This is a genomic window from Polynucleobacter sp. MWH-UH25E (genome assembly GCF_018687095.1).
In the GTDB taxonomy this organism is placed as follows: domain Bacteria; phylum Pseudomonadota; class Gammaproteobacteria; order Burkholderiales; family Burkholderiaceae; genus Polynucleobacter.
Genome location: NZ_CP061286.1, coordinates 120,333 through 136,826, shown reverse-complemented (window position 1 = coordinate 136,826; position 16,494 = coordinate 120,333). Strand labels below are relative to the sequence as shown.

Below are 16,494 nucleotides of genomic sequence, written 5' to 3'. Positions count from 1 at the left end.
TTAGTACGTGACTTTTGATTTAGCCTCTCTTTTACTATTTGGCCTGCCACTAGGATTGTGCGCAGGCCTTTTGGTTTATGTCTTTAACCTTCGCTCGAATCTAAAACGTCTAGAACTTCAGAGTCAAGAAGGGGTAGAGTTAGCCAACACCTTGAGAGTTGAGCGGGATAAAGCATCACAAAATGCAATTCGTCTCGAGGCTGAACTCGAATCAGAGCGTAAACAAGGGCTTGGTCGTATTGAAGCATTGAACGAAGCCAAAGAGGCCCTCACCAATCAATTTAAAAACCTAGCTAACGAAATTCTAGAAGATAAATCCAAGCGCTTTACCGAACAAAACGCCGCCAGTCTTGATGCGTTACTAAAACCCCTACAAACCAAACTTACAGAATTTAAAGAGCAGGTCAGCAACACCTATGGCAATGAAGCGCGAGAGCGACATGCTCTTAAGAGCGAAATTGAGCGATTAGCCAATCTCAACCTAAAAATGTCTGATGAAACTCGTTCCTTAACCCAAGCCCTTAAAGGCGACTCCAAAGTACAGGGTAATTGGGGCGAGCTAGTACTGGAATCAATCCTAGAATCGTCAGGTCTACGCAAGGGTGAAGAATACGTCGTTCAAGATAGTCATACACAAAGTGATGGCTCACGCCTTCAACCGGACGTAGTGATTAAGCTCCCAGAGGGAAGAAGTCTCGTTGTGGATAGCAAGGTCTCTATTACAGCCTACGCAAAACATGCTGAAACCACAGATTTCAATATTGCAGAACGTGAGCTAGCTGCCCATATTCAATCCTTACGTCAGCATATTCAAGGTTTGTCGAGCAAGAACTATAGCTCTCTATATGGGGTGAGCTCTGTAGACTTTGTATTGATGTTTGTCCCAATTGAGCCCGCCTTCTTGCTGGCCCTGAAGACCGCTCCAAACCTCTATCAAGAGGCTCTTGCAAAGAATATTGTGCTGGTCTGCCCAAGCACCTTAATGGCTACCTTGCGCACTGTTGCTCACCTTTGGAGACAAGACCATCAGAACCGCAATGCACTAGAGATTGCTAAACAATGTGGCAATCTCTATGACAAATTTGTGGGCTTTGTGGATGATCTTGAAAAATTAGGTCAACGACTCGATCAAGCTCAGACCAGCTACCACGATGCTTTCAATAAGCTCAAGACCGGCAAAGGCAATTTAATACGCTCCGCTGAGAAAGTTCGCGAATTAGGCGTTAAACCTGCCAAGAACTTATCTACCCAATTAATTGAATCTTCGTCAGATTCTGAATAAATTGGCAATACATCGAAAGTTGGAAGATAAACAAAACCTCAAGGGGGAATCTTCATACAGAAAGGTAGCGATTGCAACTTGCTTTGGCACTTTTTTAGAATGGTATGACTTTCTAACTTTTGCGAGTTTAGCCGTCATTTTTGGTCCGCTATTTTTTCCATCCAGTGACCCCAATTCAGGCCTTTTGGCTAGCCTAGCAACTTTTGGTGTGGGCATGGTGGTTAGACCCATAGGTTCGGCTCTGTTTGGCTCCTTAGGGGACCGCATTGGGCGTAAACCCGTTTTCATGATTACGATTACCTTAATGGGCATAGCAACAGTTGGCGTAGGTTTCTTGCCAACCTACGCCCAAATTGGCATCTGGGCGCCAGTTATGTTGGTCACCCTTAGATTGCTGCAAGGGTTGTCGGCCGGCGGAGAAATTGGTGGCGGAGCAGTTTATCTTGCCGAGCATGCAGGCAACAAACAAAGAGGTTTTAAAACAAGTTTCTTGCAACTCATGGGGCCTTTAGGCATTCTGGCATCAACTATTCAGATTTCTTTACTCCAAAGCCTTCTCACTATTGAGGAATTTCAATCTTGGGGCTGGCGAGTGCCGTTCTGGATCTCCCTATTACTCCTACTAATTGCGTTTTACATTCGCAGATCCTTGGAGGAGACGCCCGTGTTTTTGGAACTAAGCAAACTAGATCAAACCAAATCGCAACTGGTAAATAATTTTAAAGATAGTGAAATTCGCAAGAGAATGTTTCTGTTATTTTTTTGCGTCTCTTCAAGTGGGGCGATCTTATTTTTCTGCGTACAAGTCTACACAGCAATTTTTCTAAAAACATCCGTCAAGCTCGACTCATCATTTGTAGATAAGCTCAGCATTATTTCTACCCTCGCTTTATTTCCTCTAACTATATTTACTGGGTGGCTATCAGACAAGATCGGAAGAAAGCCAGTAATTCTTACGGGGATTTTCTTGGGCACAACCTTGATACTTCCAATCTTTCAATTGCTGATGTTTTTAGGTGGCAACTACTTAAATTATGAGAGCCCGCTCATATTGGTCTGCTTGGCATTAATTCTCATACTTTTATCTTCCATACTTGCACTAGTAGTGGGCCCTCAAACCGCTATATTGGCTGAATTATTTCCTGCAAAAAATAGAAATAGTGCTGCAACTCTTCCCCACAATTTAGCGGCCGGATGGATCGGGGGCTTACTTCCTTTAATCATTACTTCGCTAAACCAATTTTGGGAAGACAGTCTTATTGGACTCTGGTATCCAATAGTACTTCTTGGGCTAGCCGGTATTTTGGCGTTTCTATTTTTGCCAGAGACAAACAGGGTTAAATTAAATCCCTGAGAAATAAATGAAAAAGCCTCTAATGAATTAGAGGCTTTTGAATTTGGTGCCCCTTGTCCGACTCGAACAGACCACCTACTGATTACAAAGCAGTTTAACAGCTTTGCCAGTTGGGCCTCCCCTATACAGCCATTGGGCTTCGTTAGTATTAAATCACATTGGATCACATTTTTTATTGCTTGGGTTGACACTTTGTTGACAGCTTCTGGTTATGAGTTCTTAACACATCAACCAACCATAGCCCCCTAGAAAGAAAACTTACACCACTGCTAGTAAGTTTAAGCTAGATGGGATCATTGCCTTTTACTGATACATTATTAGAAAGTGGCTAGAAAAACCTCTCCCACCAATTTAAAGACAACTTTTGTAGATTCTATTGGAAATAAATTTGCAGTTTTTTATCCCCTAAAAATAAGATTCGCACTACCATCCATTTCATTGAATTTCGCTAGCTTTGAATAACAATTCTTGTGACGGTGGCGATTCAAAATTTTTAAGTAGCTGATTTTATTGATTATTCAAGTTGAATATAACCCCAAGACCTCCAATATCAGCATATGTCACCGAGAATATTTACAAACCAAGATGGATTGTTTCCAAAAGACTTAGTTAGATATGGGTTAGACCACATTGCCGCAGGTTTTAAACTTTTTCGGCATCCATTTCATTTTGACTCAGCGGGCTATCTTATTCATATTGGATATGAATGCTTGTTGAAAGGCTGGATATTAGAGCTAACAGGTCAGTTTGATGCTGTTCATAGCATCAAAGTTTTAACCCAACAAATTCCTGTATTACAACTGGAAACTCTTTCTCCAGAATTCATCAGCGCTCTTACATTAATTGACGATTATCAGCATCTTAGATATCCAAATCGAAAAGAGCCTAGAGAGGTCGGCACAGAAGAAATGCTGAAAATTAAAGGACTTGTAGACTTTACCGTTTCCATGCTTCCGGATGAGTTATGTACTACCGAGGAGGAAGCGCACATCCACAAAGGCGGTCGACTTTTAATGAAGAAAAAGATCTCACCTTGAATTAAATTAGATTCCAAATTTGTAAGTCATTGTTTTTATTGAATGTTCTACTAGAACATTACATTTTAATGCGATTTCGAGCAACTTTTAAATCTTCTCAAGTAGCCCAGCAACCTAGCATTCAGCTTTCAAAGTAGTCCTTTGACGACACACTCTTTAAGCCATCAATTCAAAGACCAGATTAAGCAAATATCTGGGTATTAGACTTCCCTGGGGAGCAAAAAAGCATGTCGATCCAGATATTCTGAGCATTACCAAATCTCTTTGTCAGCAATATTGGGCTAGTTAGTTCAGAGAAAATAGTCTCGTCTCCATCCTGCATAATTTTCAAGTCATATTTCTCAAAAAGAATCCTAAATTCCTTTCTAAACAAGGTTATTAGCAACACGCTACGCTGAATAATCACCAAAATAGGGCTCTTGAAACACAAATCATTGCAAAGGTTGATTGATATAGCCCGCTACCAATGCCTCAAAAAGCTACATTTTTACTGTAAAAGTATCTTATTATTATGGTTATACAGTGGTTTAATCATGGTTTATAAGTGGTTTACAATGACTTCCTTACCCGAAAAAATATGACTACCAAGCTCACATCCCCAATTCAGATTACCAAACCACCTCTAGGTCTTTTTGATACCGTACCCGAGGACGCATTCAACTTCGGCATGGGCAAACGATTTGATGCGAAAAGAATTGCTGAACTTCTAAATTTGAAGAAGCAGGATGTTTCTCGCCTAGCCTCAGTTTCAGCACAATCTGTTCGCTATGATGAAGCCATCCCTGAACAAGTTCGTGATCGACTTGAGGAAATTGGCATCACAATTAACATGGTAGCCAAAGTCTTTGATGGAGACGTTGAAAAGACTGCAGTCTGGTTCCGTGCACGCAATCCACTGTTGGGAGATGTATCGCCTCGCGACATGATTCGATTAGGACGCTTTGAACGCTTACGTAAATTCATTATTACTGCCATGAGCGCCAATGAAGCACAGGTTCGTAGAGCCTTAAAAACTAGCTAATTAGCCTACCTATGGCTCGACCCAAAAAACCTACAATTCCAAGCAGGCCTCATCTCGCTAAACCTCCACGCAATATTCTAGAATTAGATCGTTTCTCCGAAGCCAACCTACGTCAATGGCAATCGGCATCAGAAAATCTAGACGAATTAGAGGATGTGCTCTATTTCAATCTAGAGCCCGAGAGACGGAAACATAGACCCCAGTTATTGTCAGCTCTACAAGCAATAGCGCCGCTAGAGCGCGAAATAACTAACTGGGGCAGACTAATAGACTACCAATATAGTGATGAGCCCCTTAGTTGCGCAGGCAGCCTATGCAGCCCCGAGGGTGGAGGAAGGTTTAATGTTGGCATCGAACTTGATGCAGGAACTATTTCACCCTGGTCAGCACTGTATATTGCCCAGGATCATGAAACAGCATTTCGTGAAAAATTTCAGATGGAAAGTAATGGCAACGTAGACGGCCTTACAGGCCCTGAATTAGCACTAAAGCCCGGCATTAATTTCACCTATATATCGCTTACTGGAAAATTATTTAATGTCTTTGACTTGCGCACTGATACTGCCGTCAAAAATTTAGCCCAAATTCTCGGAAAAATTGCCATGCCAGCGAGAGCGCGAGTGCTAGCAAAAGAATTAAAAATACCAGCCGCCGAATTATTTATGGTCAGAAGCGCTCAACAAGTGCGTGATATGGCCCTTAAAAATAACTGGAGAACCCTTCCAGTTCAGTTTGGACTGCCATCCCAAAGCCATATTCTTGCAGAGCTAATTAGGGCCGCTGGTTTTGAGGCGATCCTATACAAATCCACAAAAGGTCCGGGTGATTGCTTAGCAATTTTTCCAGATCGTATGGCTGATCTCTCATTTATTGAGATAGCGGGGAATATACCCTCGACCGTAAAACATAAAAGACTTGATTCAAACTCAGCTAGAGATTTAGAGGGTTGGGAATGGACTCCACGCAAATTTCACCCATAAACAAGGATTAAATGCGGTGGTTAATAACAAAGTGGGCTTAGGACACTTTGTTATTACTTGCAACTATGGGTAACCCACGCAATATTTTTATGTCTACTTTAGACCAGGCTGATATTGATGTAATGAAGGCAACCTAGACGTGCGTTGCTGCGGAGAAGCAATTGCGTGAACATGGCATAACTGGAGGTCTTGCCAGTGTCTTTTGCTTCGAACCAAATTTCCTTGGTTTGAATATCGATTAGGCCTTTTGTGTAGCCCTTTAAGCCTAGCGCCTTGATATAGGTATCTTTGACATCCTCTTCACTTTTGGCGTGCTTTGGCTGCTCAAAAAGGCCCATTTGATTCCCCTTATATTTAGAATAATCAATGGTAACTTTTATAGTTCTCTGCGAACCGTTTGGCGAGCGGTGCGGTAAATTCTCTCACCTTTGATATCTTAACTTATTGATTTTATTGATTTATTTAATTTAAAATACCAAAATACGAAGACCGACCAGCGGCTATCTTGGTGTAAATCTCCTTACTTTTAGTTCTGTGCGAACCGCCTGGCTACCCCTTTACTAAATATCACCTATTTGCCCTTGGGAATAAATATGAGCCGCATTATCCGCACAATAGATCGCCTTAAAGGCCTGCTGCGTAAGCCTTCCCAGCCAGTTAGCCTTGAGCAAATGAATAAAGCGATTGAAGAAGGCTGGGCAAAATACAAGAAGGAAAATCCCTCTAAGGTAGTTAAAAAAGCTCACCTAAAGCCATAAATTCGCGGTTCGTATAAAACTACTATTTAGCCACCCAACCGCCTTTAAAGACCAGATTGTGAATATCTTTAGATGCCCTACCTCTGATTTTTCTCACCTAAAACCATAGATTCGCGCATCTTGGCGTAAAACTCCTAACTTGTTGGTGTAAATCTCCATACTTTCTTAGTTCTCTGCGAACCGTTTGGTCACCCCTTTAATAAATGGCACCGAAACCAAAATGTGAAGACTTGTGGAGGCCATACCTCTAATTGGGTGTAAGTGAGAGAATTTATAAGTTGCGGTGTAGGAAATCTAGAAGTTAAGCACAGCAAACCTATAGACCCAGGAATTTGAACCAGGAAGTTTGGAGCCGCTGCACAGAATCCCAAAAACCAAAGGCCAGATCAATCCATGATCTAGGGCTTTAGGTTTCTCAGGGGAGCCAAAAAGATTGCCGACCTAGGCAATCTGAGCATCACCCGATTCCCCAGAATCGGAGGCTGCCTACAGCCGAGGTGATGATTTGGGGGCGGAGCCCGCCGCGAACGAAGTGAAGCTAAATACGAAATCAAGCAAAGTACAGATCGCTTAAAGGCGAGATGTTTTGCGTCCCGGCCAATACAGGCTCAATTAATTGAGAATGAATTAGGCTGGGTGTTATTTCGTATTTAGCTTCACTTTTGAAGCGGCCTGCAAGCCTCTGGAAGAGGTGCGCAACGTAGTGGAGAAATGGCGTGAGGCCCGTCCAGGGCCCAATCAACCAAGAACCCTTATGCAATAAGGGCGTGTACAACGTCGCCAACGGCGATTTGGGTGATGGCAGTCATTTTATTTTGGTCAATATCTGCAATTTATATCTAAGTGAAATTGACCACATATCACAGTTGATATCTAAGTATGGCTACTCAGTCGCCCACTTAGATAGTAACTTTGCAGTTGATTCTAAGGAAATCTAGAGTCTTGAGACTCAAGATTTGATCGATTTAACGAGCTCCAACGCATCCAATAAATCTTTAATGGATCGTTTTGCTTCTGTCGAATCAAAATTGCCAACTAATTGACCTACTTTAATCAGCTTAATATTAGCGTCTGCAATTTCCGCATTTCTCGATAAGGCAGCGTCAAGATGTTCGACGGCCTCAGCATGGCACTTTTCAGCTTTAGATGTGTTGGCAAGAATCACTGCAATCTCCCCCTCTTGCTTACTCATGCGCTCGTTATGACGCTGATCATCTTGGTCTAGTTTCTTTTTCCTGGCCTCTAATTTTTGCTCCTCAACTCTGATTGGCTCCATCCCAGCTTGGATTTTTTGATTCAACTCCTCATTCAATTTCATCAATGCCCCATACTTTTTCTGGGCCTTGCTTGTACTCCATAGCGTAAATATGACCAATGTCAAAGTCATTGCACCCAGCAGCAGAGAGTATCTCGTTATAACCTCAAGGCTTGAAACAAAATAGCTATCCCACTCGCCTCGATTGTGGGCATCAATTTGAGCCTGTAAATTAGCCTCCAATAGCTTAAGCTTTTGGTCATTTTTTATTTTTTCAGCTTCCGTTAGTACAAAATTCTGCCTTTCTTTTGCCACCACTCCAGACGTATAGTCTTGGCATACGACATTACATCCGCTCATAACAATTGCCACAAAAAGGGCTATCAATATCTTCATCTAATCCCCCTTATCCGACTTGGGGCGTAACAATGGAAAGAAGTCTGATTTACAGATAGTCATAAATCTTCCCTCAATAGACTCCGGCACCCTTCGATTACCCTCAATTTCCACCCAACGATTTCGACTATCTTTGCGGTATTCAACAATGGGTGATCCAACTGCCATAGCTGCCTTATAGGCTTTTTCTATTCCAGGTTTGTCGGTCACCAGTAAAAATGTATCGATACGATCATCTAAATTATTGGTTGTAAGTGAGTCCACTACTCGACTTACAAAAGTATGGGCATCGCGTCCAGTTTTCTTCGTTAACTCAACTTCTAATCCCCAACGCTTTTTTGCATCCATATGCCATATAACATCAGGTTTTTTCTTGCCAATTAGGTTTTTTTCGTTAGACCGTGACTCTGGCTCAAATCCCTTAATACGACCTTGCTGTAGGTTTGTAACCGTTAGAATCTGTGCAATTAGGTCATGCAAGAGGTGGTTTTGGTTTAGTCCAGAGGGATCTTTTGCCCATCTGTAGCGATACATCTCATCGGTATGGCGTTCTACATAATCTAACCCCGCTACTGTTAACGTCACAATTTTCTTAGACACACCATCAAAGCCCCCAGCTTTTGAATTTTGAACCCTCAAAAATCCACGCTCAATAAGTTTTTGCACTTTTCCATATTGATTCGAGCCGCCTACTTTCTCTAGGATGGGAATGGTTGATTTTTCAAAGGCATACACCCAGTGCAATATCTTCTGGACTCTTAGCTCGCCAGCTGCCCTAGGAGAAAGTCCATCCAAGGCAAGATCTCTTGCCTTACTCATTCGCTCTTGAAATGCGGCCTTCTCCTCGGGGGAATTTCGATTCAATCTAAGACTGGGCGCTTGACTTAAAAATTCATCCATTATTTACACCAATTGGTTTTTGTTTTAATTCACCTTTTTCACGGTAGTTCAACACGAATGCCTTCATTTCCGCATAACTCCCAAATCTTGATTGGGTTGGGTCTCCGCCACATTCAACCTTGTATGCATGGGTTATTTCAGCATCGGTTCGCAGGGGTAAGGCAACTTTCCAGTCGACCAAATATTTATCCTCGGGACCCAAGAATGTAGCTGGTGAATATATGTACTTTGAGGGCATTTGCGATTGAATGACATATACGGAATAACGCTTGGCACCAGCTACCATCTCTTGCGCATGCTTACCATCTGCAAGCGCTTGTTTCCATGCCATGTCGAAGTCACTCTCTGTAACCCCGGGTCGGATTGGATAAATTTTGAAGAATTCCAAAAAATAAACATCGTTAGTGTTTTTAGTTTTTTGGTTATTGGTTTCTAGTTCCTGGTTATTGGTTAGGGTTATTTGTGGGTTGCCGGTGGGTTTTATTTCAAAACCATCTGGGTTATTTGTGGGTTTTATTTCAAAACCGCTTGGGTTACTGATGCTGTTGTTTTGCTGTTTTTTGCTTGGTCTACCCCCCGTTTTGCCATTTTTACGATTTATTTCACCTTTTAGGTGATATTCGTCCATCAGCTTTTCTGAGGGCTTATGCACCCAATTTCCATCCAAATCTGGCATGAAATGCTCCTCAAGCAACTGGTCAGCAAGAACCGCGTGCTCCGTAATGCGTAATTTTCGGTAGGTTTGTGCCGTATTCTTTGGAATGGGCTTTTCAGTTGCCATGAAATGATTGATGAGCCTAAGGCAAATACCCTCTTCCTGAGGTGAAAGATGCCCCATTTCAAGCCCCCAATCCCCAATGTTGAATTTCCAGTAATGCATATACCTCCCTTTATTTGAGCCCGCCTGCCAGATCAATTCGCAACTGAACTAAATTGATAAATCTCCGTTTGCCAACCTTGTAGACTGGAAGCTGGCGGCGATCTAGCTGCCCACGAACCACTCCTATTGGCAAACCGACCAATTCGGCATATTTCTCGGCAGACACTAAAAATAAGTTCTCTTGTTGAATTGAGTTCATATATAGAACTATAATTAGAATTTGAAACATGTCAAGAATTATTTTCTACTATTGAATAATGTTCAAATATAGAAAAATATGAGAGAATAAAGTTATCAAATAACTAAAAAGACATCATGGCCATTGAAGAACGCTTATTCCAAGCCTTAAAGGAAGAAATGACATCAAAATCGAGTCAGTTTTTTGCTGAGCTCGAAAAAGCTAGCGGAATCAAGGCTAGCTCGTGGAAGCATGTTTATTACGGCCATCAACGAGCAACGTCAGAAATGATTGAGTTCTGCTGTCGTTTTTTACCCAACTATGCGTATTGGATTGGTACGGGCGCAACCCCTGAAAGCTCTATGGATCACATGGCTCCAAGGGGGGAGTTTCTCAAACCAGATATCTTGGAGGAGATTGTTCTTAAAGAGCCCGTTGACTGGACCACAGAAGAGGTCGAAATTGTTGCGCGCAATTTATTTGGCGGGACAGGCATTAACCCGGCATTAATGCGTTTGATGTCCGATGGAATGTTGGCTAGAGAAAATAAGAAGCTTTTAAATATAAAGGGGCTTACCCTTCCGAATATTCTCAAGAAAGAACCTGAGCTCTGGTCAGAGACTGAGATGAATTACGTTTTATTTAAAAGATTTCTTAATCCTTTAGATCAGACCCCTTTTGCGGACTTCGTAAGAGCGAACCTAAACCCCAAGGATTCTCTGGACTTGGATTTAATTGCTAGGCAAGAGGAGAAAATTGTCTATGTAATTGAGCGTGCAGAGTCAATGCGTGATTAAAAAGACTACCAGCGGATGGCAAGTAGATATTCAGCCTCAGGGTCGAGGCGGTAAACGGTTTAGGAAAATTTTTGCAAACCTTGCTGAAGCGAAAAATTGGGAAGCATTCATCCGCAGCTCTACAAACAAAGATCAAGATTGGATACCAGAAAAAAAGGATCTTAGAAAGTTATCAGAAATCATCAAGATTTGGTACGAAGCTCATGGCAAGAACTTAAGCAATGAAAGAGATACTTATTCCAGATTAAAGAACATGGTCACGGCGCTAAAAGATCCCATTGCGGATCAACTAACGCCTCAGATGTTTACAAAATACCGAAGCGAGCGAATTGAGGGTGGGCTTAGCCTTAATTCATTTAACCGGGAACATTCCTACCTACGAGCAGTATTTAACGAGCTCATTCGCCTTAACCTCTGGAAGAAAGCCAACCCAGTAAGCGCGATCAGACAATTTAAGATTGCCGATAAAGAGCTTGGATATCTTGATGCAGATGAAATTAAAAGATTGCTTACTGAGCTTTTAGATGCCGAGAAAAATAGTGACGTGTATTTGATTGCAAAAGTTTGCCTGTCTACTGGGTCAAGGTGGTCAGAAGCAGAAAATCTTCGCCCTTCAAATATAAAAAAGGGTGTGATTGAATTTATTAATACCAAAAATAAAAAAATGCGGGCCATTCCCATCTCAAAAGAATTGCAAGACGAGATTCAAGCCCATGATGTCAAAGAAAACGGGCGATATTTCGGCTCTTCAATGGGGGCATTCAAGTCTGGGGTTGCTAGAGCTGGAATTGCATTGCCCGATGGTCAATTAACTCATGTCTTGCGCCACACCTTTGCTAGTAGCTTCATGCAGGGAGGTGGAAATATATTAACTCTACAAAAAATACTTGGCCATCAAAGCCTGCATATGACAATGCGTTACGCTCATCTTGCTCCCACACATCTCGAGGCAGTGAAATTACTGAACCCATTAGTTAACTTATAAAGTTACGTTGACACTTTGTTGACAATCAATGAAAAAGGCCCACTAGCAATTAAGCAGTGGGCCTTGTATTTATTGGTGCCCCTTGTCCGACTCGAACAGACCACCTACTGATTACAAATCAGTTGCTCTACCAGATGAGCTAAAGGGGCAATGGGGATATTTTAGCCTATTTCACAATTCTTAAGGATGGTTTTCCTAATTTAGGCTTTTCTGGCGACTCATCAGAGCTATCCGCAAGGTGCAAATCGCGTGCCTGAGTAGGATCAAATGGGAATGACATTCCCTGCCCATTTTCTCTAGCGTAGACTGCAAGCACGTGGCTAACTGGCACCATGATCCTTCTAGGAATCCCCCCAAATCTGGCTTGGAAACTAATCCAGTCATTTTCAAGTTGAAGTTGATGGCAAGCCTCTACCGATAAATTAAGAACAATCTCATTGTTCTTAACGTACTCCATAGGCACCTCTACCCTACTATCAACAAACACCGCTATAAATGGCGTAAAGCCAAAATCCGTGCACCACTGATGTAGCGCACGGATTAGATAGGGTTTATTGCTTGGAACATCAGACATTCTGTCTGCTAGTAATGGGTCTTTAGCGACGCATTACCTTCTCGGAGGGGGTTAATGCCTCGATGTAAGCAGGTCTACTAAAAATACGTTCTGCGTATTTCAGGAGTGGCGCAGCATTGCGAGATAAATCAATGCCATAGTGCTCAAGACGCCATAGCAATGGAGCTATTGCAACATCAAGCATAGAGAACTCATCACCCAGCATGTATTTGTTCTTAACAAAAATGGGGGCAAGTTGAGTTAAGCGATCACGAATTGCCAAGCGCGCTTTCTCATGAGTTTTCTCAGCTGCTTTACCTTTTTCATTTTCCAAGGCGGCAACGTGTACAAATAACTCTTTTTCAAAGTTAAAGAGGAACAAGCGTGCGCGTGCGCGCGCCACAGGATCTGGCGGCATTAATTGTGGATGAGGAAAGCGCTCATCAATGTATTCATTAATGATGTTGGACTCATACAAAATTAAGTCGCGCTCAACCAAGATAGGAACTTGGCCATAAGGGTTCATTACTGAAATGTCTTCTGGCTTATTGAATAAATCAACATCGCGGATTTCAAAATCCATGCCTTTTTCAAAAAGCACCAAACGGCAGCGTTGCGAGAATGGGCAATTCGTACCCGAGTACAACACCATCATAAATTTATTTCCTTAAATATCTACTTCAATACAACAAAACAACTTGGGACACTATTCAATTGAGGTCCACAAGGACCTCAATTATCAATGAACGTCTTTCCAATAGGCCTTGTTAAGACGCCAAGCCAACAATGTGAAGATGGCTAAGAATATCAGCACCACAACGCCGAGACGCTTGCGCTCTAATTGAACTGGCTCTGCCATCCAAGACATAAACGCTACTAAATCAGCGATATTGTCATCATATTCTTGTGGCTTCATCGTGCCAGGGGTTAATTGCTCAAACCCGACGAAGACCTCTTCAGACTTACTTTCGTCATGAGGATCTTTACGCTCCTCAAACTTGGCGGCACGCTCACCTTGGAGCTGCCACAAGACATGCGGCATACCTACTTTCGGATAGACCAAGTTATTCCAACCTGTCTGAGTTGTGTCATCTTTGTAGAAAGTACGCAGATAGGTATACAACCAATCTGTACCGCGAGCACGCGCCTCTACAGATAAATCAGGAGGATTTTTTCCAAAAAATGCCTTACCTTCTTTTGGCGTCATTGAGATAGTCATCAAATCACCAACCTTGGCATCATTCAAGATGAGGTTATCTTTGATCTGCTGATCTGTTAAACCTATGTCGCGCAAACGGTTGTAACGCATGCTAGAAGCTGCATGGCAGTTCAAGCAATAGTTCACAAATAACTTTGCACCATTTTGCAATGATGCATTACTACTTACGCGGTTAGGTGCCGTATCTAGTGGAAAACCACCTTCATTCGCGCTCACATTCACACTTAAACCAATAGCACTAGCCAATACAGCAACTTGGCAAATACGCATCATAGTTTGCAGAATTCGTTTCATACTAGTTCCTAGTTCTCTCTAGATTCTCGATTAATGGGACTTAAAAGTAACGCGTGTTGGAACTGACTTGAAAGTGCCAAGCTTGCTCCAGAATGGCATTGCCAAGAAAAAGCCCAAATAGTAAATCGTACAAACCTGAGAAATCTTTTCAAAGACTGGTGACGGCGGCTGAATGCCCAAGTAACCCAAGATCACAAAGCTCACAACAAACACACCATAAATATATTTATGGAATTGTGGGCGATAGCGAATCGACTTCACCGGTGATTTATCAAGCCAAGGCAAGAAGAACATGATCACAACAGAACCGCCCATGATCACAACACCCCAGAACTTCGCATCAAATAGATAGAAGCCACCCGCTAGAACGAGTGCAATTGCTACAAATACACCTTTCAATTTCAAACTTTTAGCTTTTAATGCAAACATTCCCAATATCACTGCCAAGAAAATCCATAGCGGCATCAAGAAGCTGGAGGTAGTTGCTCGCAACATTGAGTAGAACGGTGTGAAATACCAAACTGGTGCAATGTGCGGAGGCGTTTGCAATGGGTTTGCAGGAATGAAGTTGTTTGCTTCAAGGAAATAGCCACCCATTTCTGGTGCAAAAAACACAATGCCAGCAAATATCATTAAGAACACGCCCAATCCAAACACATCGTGAACTGTGTAATAAGGATGGAACGGAATGCCATCGACCGGATGGCCATTCGCATCCAAATTCTCTTTAATCTCTACCCCATCAGGATTATTTGAGCCGACTTCATGCAAAGCAATGATGTGAGCAGCAACTAAGCCAATCAGCACCAATGGAATTGCAATGACGTGGAAAGCAAAGAAACGGTTTAGCGTTGCATCACCAACAACATAGTCGCCACGCAACCACAAAGAAAGGTCTGGGCCAATAAATGGAATGGCGGAGAACAAGTTCACAATCACTTGAGCGCCCCAGTAAGACATCTGACCCCATGGGAGCAAGTAGCCGAAGAAGGCCTCACCCATCAAGCACAAGAAAATTGCGCAACCAAAAATCCAGATGAGCTCACGTGGTTTGCGATATGAACCATAAATCAGTCCACGGAACATATGCATGTAAACCACTACGAAGAACATAGAGGCACCGGTAGAGTGGAGATAACGAATCAACCAGCCCCATGGCACTTCGCGCATGATGTACTCAACAGACTCGAATGCCTTTGCAGCATCTGGTTTGTAGTTCATTACCAAGAAGATGCCGGTAATAATCTGGAGCGCTAAAACTACGATGGCTAAGGAGCCAAAGAAGTACCAAAAATTCAGGTTTTTAGGTGCGTAATACTCAGTTAAGTGCGCCTTAATTGAGGATGTCAATGGGAAACGGGAATCAACCCAAGCCAATACCTTCTGGGCTACTGGAGCATTGGCTGGAACTTGTTTTTCTTGAAATGCCATTTATCTCTCCTTAGGCCTTCTTATCTTCGCCAATCAGAATCTTGGTATCGCTCAAGTACATATGAGGAGGCACTTCAAGATTATCTGGAGCTGGTTTGTTCTTATAGACACGTCCTGCCATATCAAAAGTAGAGCCATGGCATGGGCAAAGGAAGCCGCCTGGCCAAGTGTTTGGCAAAGAAGGTTGTGGGCCTGCTTCGAATTTAGCAGTTGGTGAACAACCTAAATGGGTGCAAATACCCACAACTACAAGGTACTCAGGCTTGATAGAACGCCATTGGTTTTGGGCATAAGGAGGCGTAAATTGAGCTGGATCACGCAGAGAATTTGGATCCGCGAGTTCGCCATCAAGCTTAGACAGTTCAGCTACTTGCTCGGGCGTACGACGAATTACCCATACAGGCTTCCCACGCCATTCAACCGTTCTCATCTCATCAGGCTTCATGCCTGTAATATCGATCTCGACAGCAGCACCAGCCGCTTTTGCGCGCTCTGATGGCTCAAAACTGTCTACAAACGGGTATAGGGCTGCTGCCGCACCTACACCACCTACTGCGGAGGTGGCGATCAACCAATTACGGCGATCCTTATCCATACAGGGCTTGTCACTCATTTACAAAATTCCTAGAAAGGGTATTTATGGGTGGAAATTGCTTAAAGGTAGGATTTTAAAGTAAAAAGTGGGGTAAGCAAGAAAGTTATAGGGTTAATCTTAAGTTAGGCAAGATTTAGACAAAAAAGGGAGTAAATATGGGCGTTTTGAAGGAATTTCGGGACTTTGCGGTCAAGGGAAACGTGATTGATTTGGCGGTAGGTGTGATCATCGGCGGCGCCTTTGGAAAAATCGTTGATTCCCTAGTAAATGACATTGTCATGCCGGTAATTTCTACCCTTTTAGGGGGTCATATTGACTTTACCAACCTGTTTATTGTCCTTGGACATGTCCCAGAAGGGGTTCCGAGAACCTTTGATGCCCTCAAGAAGGCCGGTGTGCCCATTTTTGCTTATGGCAACTTCATCACCATTTCGATCAACTTTATTCTCTTGGCATTTGTCATCTTTCAAATGGTAAAAGTTGTGAATAAGATTCGAATTATTGACACCCCGCCTGCGCCACCTGTTCCAGAAGATATTCTTTTGCTTCGTGAAATCCGCGATAAGATTAAAAATTAAT

General features: G+C 42.6%; 19 protein-coding genes and 2 tRNA genes. 9 read left to right on the top strand and 12 right to left on the bottom strand.

The annotated features are described in order from the left end of the window. Positions 1 to 7: 7 nt before the first annotated feature. Together ICV39_RS00780 and ICV39_RS00775 are read left to right on the top strand one after the other, a co-directional pair. Positions 8 to 1,282, top strand: coding sequence for a DNA recombination protein RmuC (locus ICV39_RS00780; protein WP_215390024.1), 1,275 nt, complete (start codon positions 8 to 10; stop codon positions 1,280 to 1,282). Further along, entirely contained in the window at positions 1,257 to 2,636 is a 1,380-nt protein-coding gene (locus ICV39_RS00775) for an MFS transporter (RefSeq protein ID WP_251372688.1), read from the top strand. Before ICV39_RS00780 ends, ICV39_RS00775 begins: the two co-directional genes overlap by 26 nt. Before the next feature lie 44 nt (positions 2,637 to 2,680). Here the strand turns inward: ICV39_RS00775 and ICV39_RS00770 are convergent. Further along, positions 2,681 to 2,752 (bottom strand) — tRNA-Ser (locus ICV39_RS00770). A 441-nt stretch (positions 2,753 to 3,193) separates the two neighbouring features. On the opposite strand from ICV39_RS00770, the gene ICV39_RS00765 reads away from it, so the two are divergent. The 3 genes from ICV39_RS00765 to ICV39_RS00755 all read left to right on the top strand — a co-directional run bounded on the left by ICV39_RS00765 (position 3,194) and on the right by ICV39_RS00755 (position 5,674). Continuing rightward, positions 3,194 to 3,673, top strand: a complete 480-nt coding sequence (locus ICV39_RS00765; protein ID WP_215390023.1) for a HEPN domain-containing protein — start codon at positions 3,194 to 3,196, stop codon at positions 3,671 to 3,673. A gap of 577 nt (positions 3,674 to 4,250) precedes the next feature. Beyond that, positions 4,251 to 4,694, top strand: coding sequence for an MbcA/ParS/Xre antitoxin family protein (locus ICV39_RS00760; RefSeq protein ID WP_215390022.1), 444 nt, complete (start codon positions 4,251 to 4,253; stop codon positions 4,692 to 4,694). A gap of 11 nt (positions 4,695 to 4,705) precedes the next feature. Beyond that, complete coding sequence (locus ICV39_RS00755) at positions 4,706 to 5,674, top strand: RES domain-containing protein (RefSeq protein WP_215390021.1); 969 nt, start codon at positions 4,706 to 4,708, stop codon at positions 5,672 to 5,674. A 98-nt stretch (positions 5,675 to 5,772) separates the two neighbouring features. Here the strand turns inward: ICV39_RS00755 and ICV39_RS00750 are convergent, their stop codons facing one another. Beyond that, a complete protein-coding gene (locus tag ICV39_RS00750) occupies positions 5,773 to 6,012 on the bottom strand; it encodes a hypothetical protein (RefSeq protein WP_251372687.1) in 240 nt (79 codons plus the stop codon). 255 nt (positions 6,013 to 6,267) lie between these two features. Between ICV39_RS00750 and ICV39_RS00745 the strand changes: the two genes are divergently transcribed. Then, on the top strand, positions 6,268 to 6,432 hold the full coding sequence (locus ICV39_RS00745) for a hypothetical protein (protein WP_215390020.1): 165 nt from the start codon (positions 6,268 to 6,270) through the stop codon (positions 6,430 to 6,432). Between the two features lie 949 nt (positions 6,433 to 7,381). On the opposite strand, the gene ICV39_RS00740 is transcribed toward ICV39_RS00745, so the two are convergent. Genes ICV39_RS00740 through ICV39_RS00725 form a run of 4 tightly spaced genes read right to left on the bottom strand, consistent with a single transcriptional unit; the run spans position 7,382 to position 10,062 of the window. Continuing rightward, positions 7,382 to 8,083 (bottom strand): hypothetical protein, encoded by a 702-nt coding sequence (locus ICV39_RS00740; protein ID WP_215390019.1) that lies wholly within the window; start codon positions 8,081 to 8,083, stop codon positions 7,382 to 7,384. Next, positions 8,084 to 8,947, bottom strand: coding sequence for a hypothetical protein (locus tag ICV39_RS00735; RefSeq protein WP_215390018.1), 864 nt, complete (start codon positions 8,945 to 8,947; stop codon positions 8,084 to 8,086). 28 nt (positions 8,948 to 8,975) lie between these two features. Next, the gene (locus tag ICV39_RS00730; RefSeq protein WP_215390017.1) at positions 8,976 to 9,863 is read right to left on the bottom strand and encodes a DUF1376 domain-containing protein; all 888 of its coding nucleotides are present in this window, start codon (positions 9,861 to 9,863) and stop codon (positions 8,976 to 8,978) included. A gap of 10 nt (positions 9,864 to 9,873) precedes the next feature. Then, positions 9,874 to 10,062 carry a hypothetical protein gene (locus ICV39_RS00725; protein ID WP_215390016.1) on the bottom strand — a complete coding sequence of 63 codons (189 nt, stop codon included), beginning with the start codon at positions 10,060 to 10,062 and terminating at the stop codon, positions 9,874 to 9,876. Positions 10,063 to 10,178: 116 nt separating this feature from the next. Here ICV39_RS00725 and ICV39_RS00720 point away from each other — a divergent pair, with 116 nt between their 5' ends. Together ICV39_RS00720 and ICV39_RS00715 are read left to right on the top strand one after the other, a co-directional pair. Next, positions 10,179 to 10,838, top strand: a complete 660-nt coding sequence (locus ICV39_RS00720) for a hypothetical protein (protein ID WP_215390015.1) — start codon at positions 10,179 to 10,181, stop codon at positions 10,836 to 10,838. After that, on the top strand, positions 10,831 to 11,823 hold the full coding sequence (locus ICV39_RS00715; RefSeq protein WP_251372686.1) for a tyrosine-type recombinase/integrase: 993 nt from the start codon (positions 10,831 to 10,833) through the stop codon (positions 11,821 to 11,823). Before ICV39_RS00720 ends, ICV39_RS00715 begins: the two co-directional genes overlap by 8 nt. A gap of 73 nt (positions 11,824 to 11,896) precedes the next feature. Here ICV39_RS00715 and ICV39_RS00710 read toward each other — a convergent pair. The 6 genes from ICV39_RS00710 to petA form a co-directional block, all read right to left on the bottom strand. Further along, positions 11,897 to 11,972 (bottom strand) — tRNA-Thr (locus ICV39_RS00710). 17 nt (positions 11,973 to 11,989) lie between these two features. Beyond that, a complete protein-coding gene (locus ICV39_RS00705) occupies positions 11,990 to 12,397 on the bottom strand; it encodes a ClpXP protease specificity-enhancing factor (RefSeq protein ID WP_215390013.1) in 408 nt (135 codons plus the stop codon). 22 nt (positions 12,398 to 12,419) lie between these two features. Continuing rightward, positions 12,420 to 13,031, bottom strand: a complete 612-nt coding sequence (locus ICV39_RS00700; protein ID WP_108468304.1) for a glutathione S-transferase N-terminal domain-containing protein — start codon at positions 13,029 to 13,031, stop codon at positions 12,420 to 12,422. An 84-nt stretch (positions 13,032 to 13,115) separates the two neighbouring features. Next, entirely contained in the window at positions 13,116 to 13,889 is a 774-nt protein-coding gene (locus ICV39_RS00695) for a cytochrome c1 (RefSeq protein ID WP_215390012.1), read from the bottom strand. A 30-nt stretch (positions 13,890 to 13,919) separates the two neighbouring features. Then, positions 13,920 to 15,320 carry a cytochrome bc complex cytochrome b subunit gene (locus ICV39_RS00690; protein WP_215390011.1) on the bottom strand — a complete coding sequence of 467 codons (1,401 nt, stop codon included), beginning with the start codon at positions 15,318 to 15,320 and terminating at the stop codon, positions 13,920 to 13,922. Between the two features lie 10 nt (positions 15,321 to 15,330). Continuing rightward, positions 15,331 to 15,933, bottom strand: coding sequence for a ubiquinol-cytochrome c reductase iron-sulfur subunit (gene petA, locus ICV39_RS00685; RefSeq protein ID WP_215316770.1), 603 nt, complete (start codon positions 15,931 to 15,933; stop codon positions 15,331 to 15,333). Between the two features lie 137 nt (positions 15,934 to 16,070). Between petA and mscL the strand changes: the two genes are divergently transcribed. Further along, entirely contained in the window at positions 16,071 to 16,493 is a 423-nt protein-coding gene (gene mscL, locus ICV39_RS00680; RefSeq protein ID WP_215390010.1) for a large conductance mechanosensitive channel protein MscL, read from the top strand. Position 16,494: the final 1 nt, after the last annotated feature.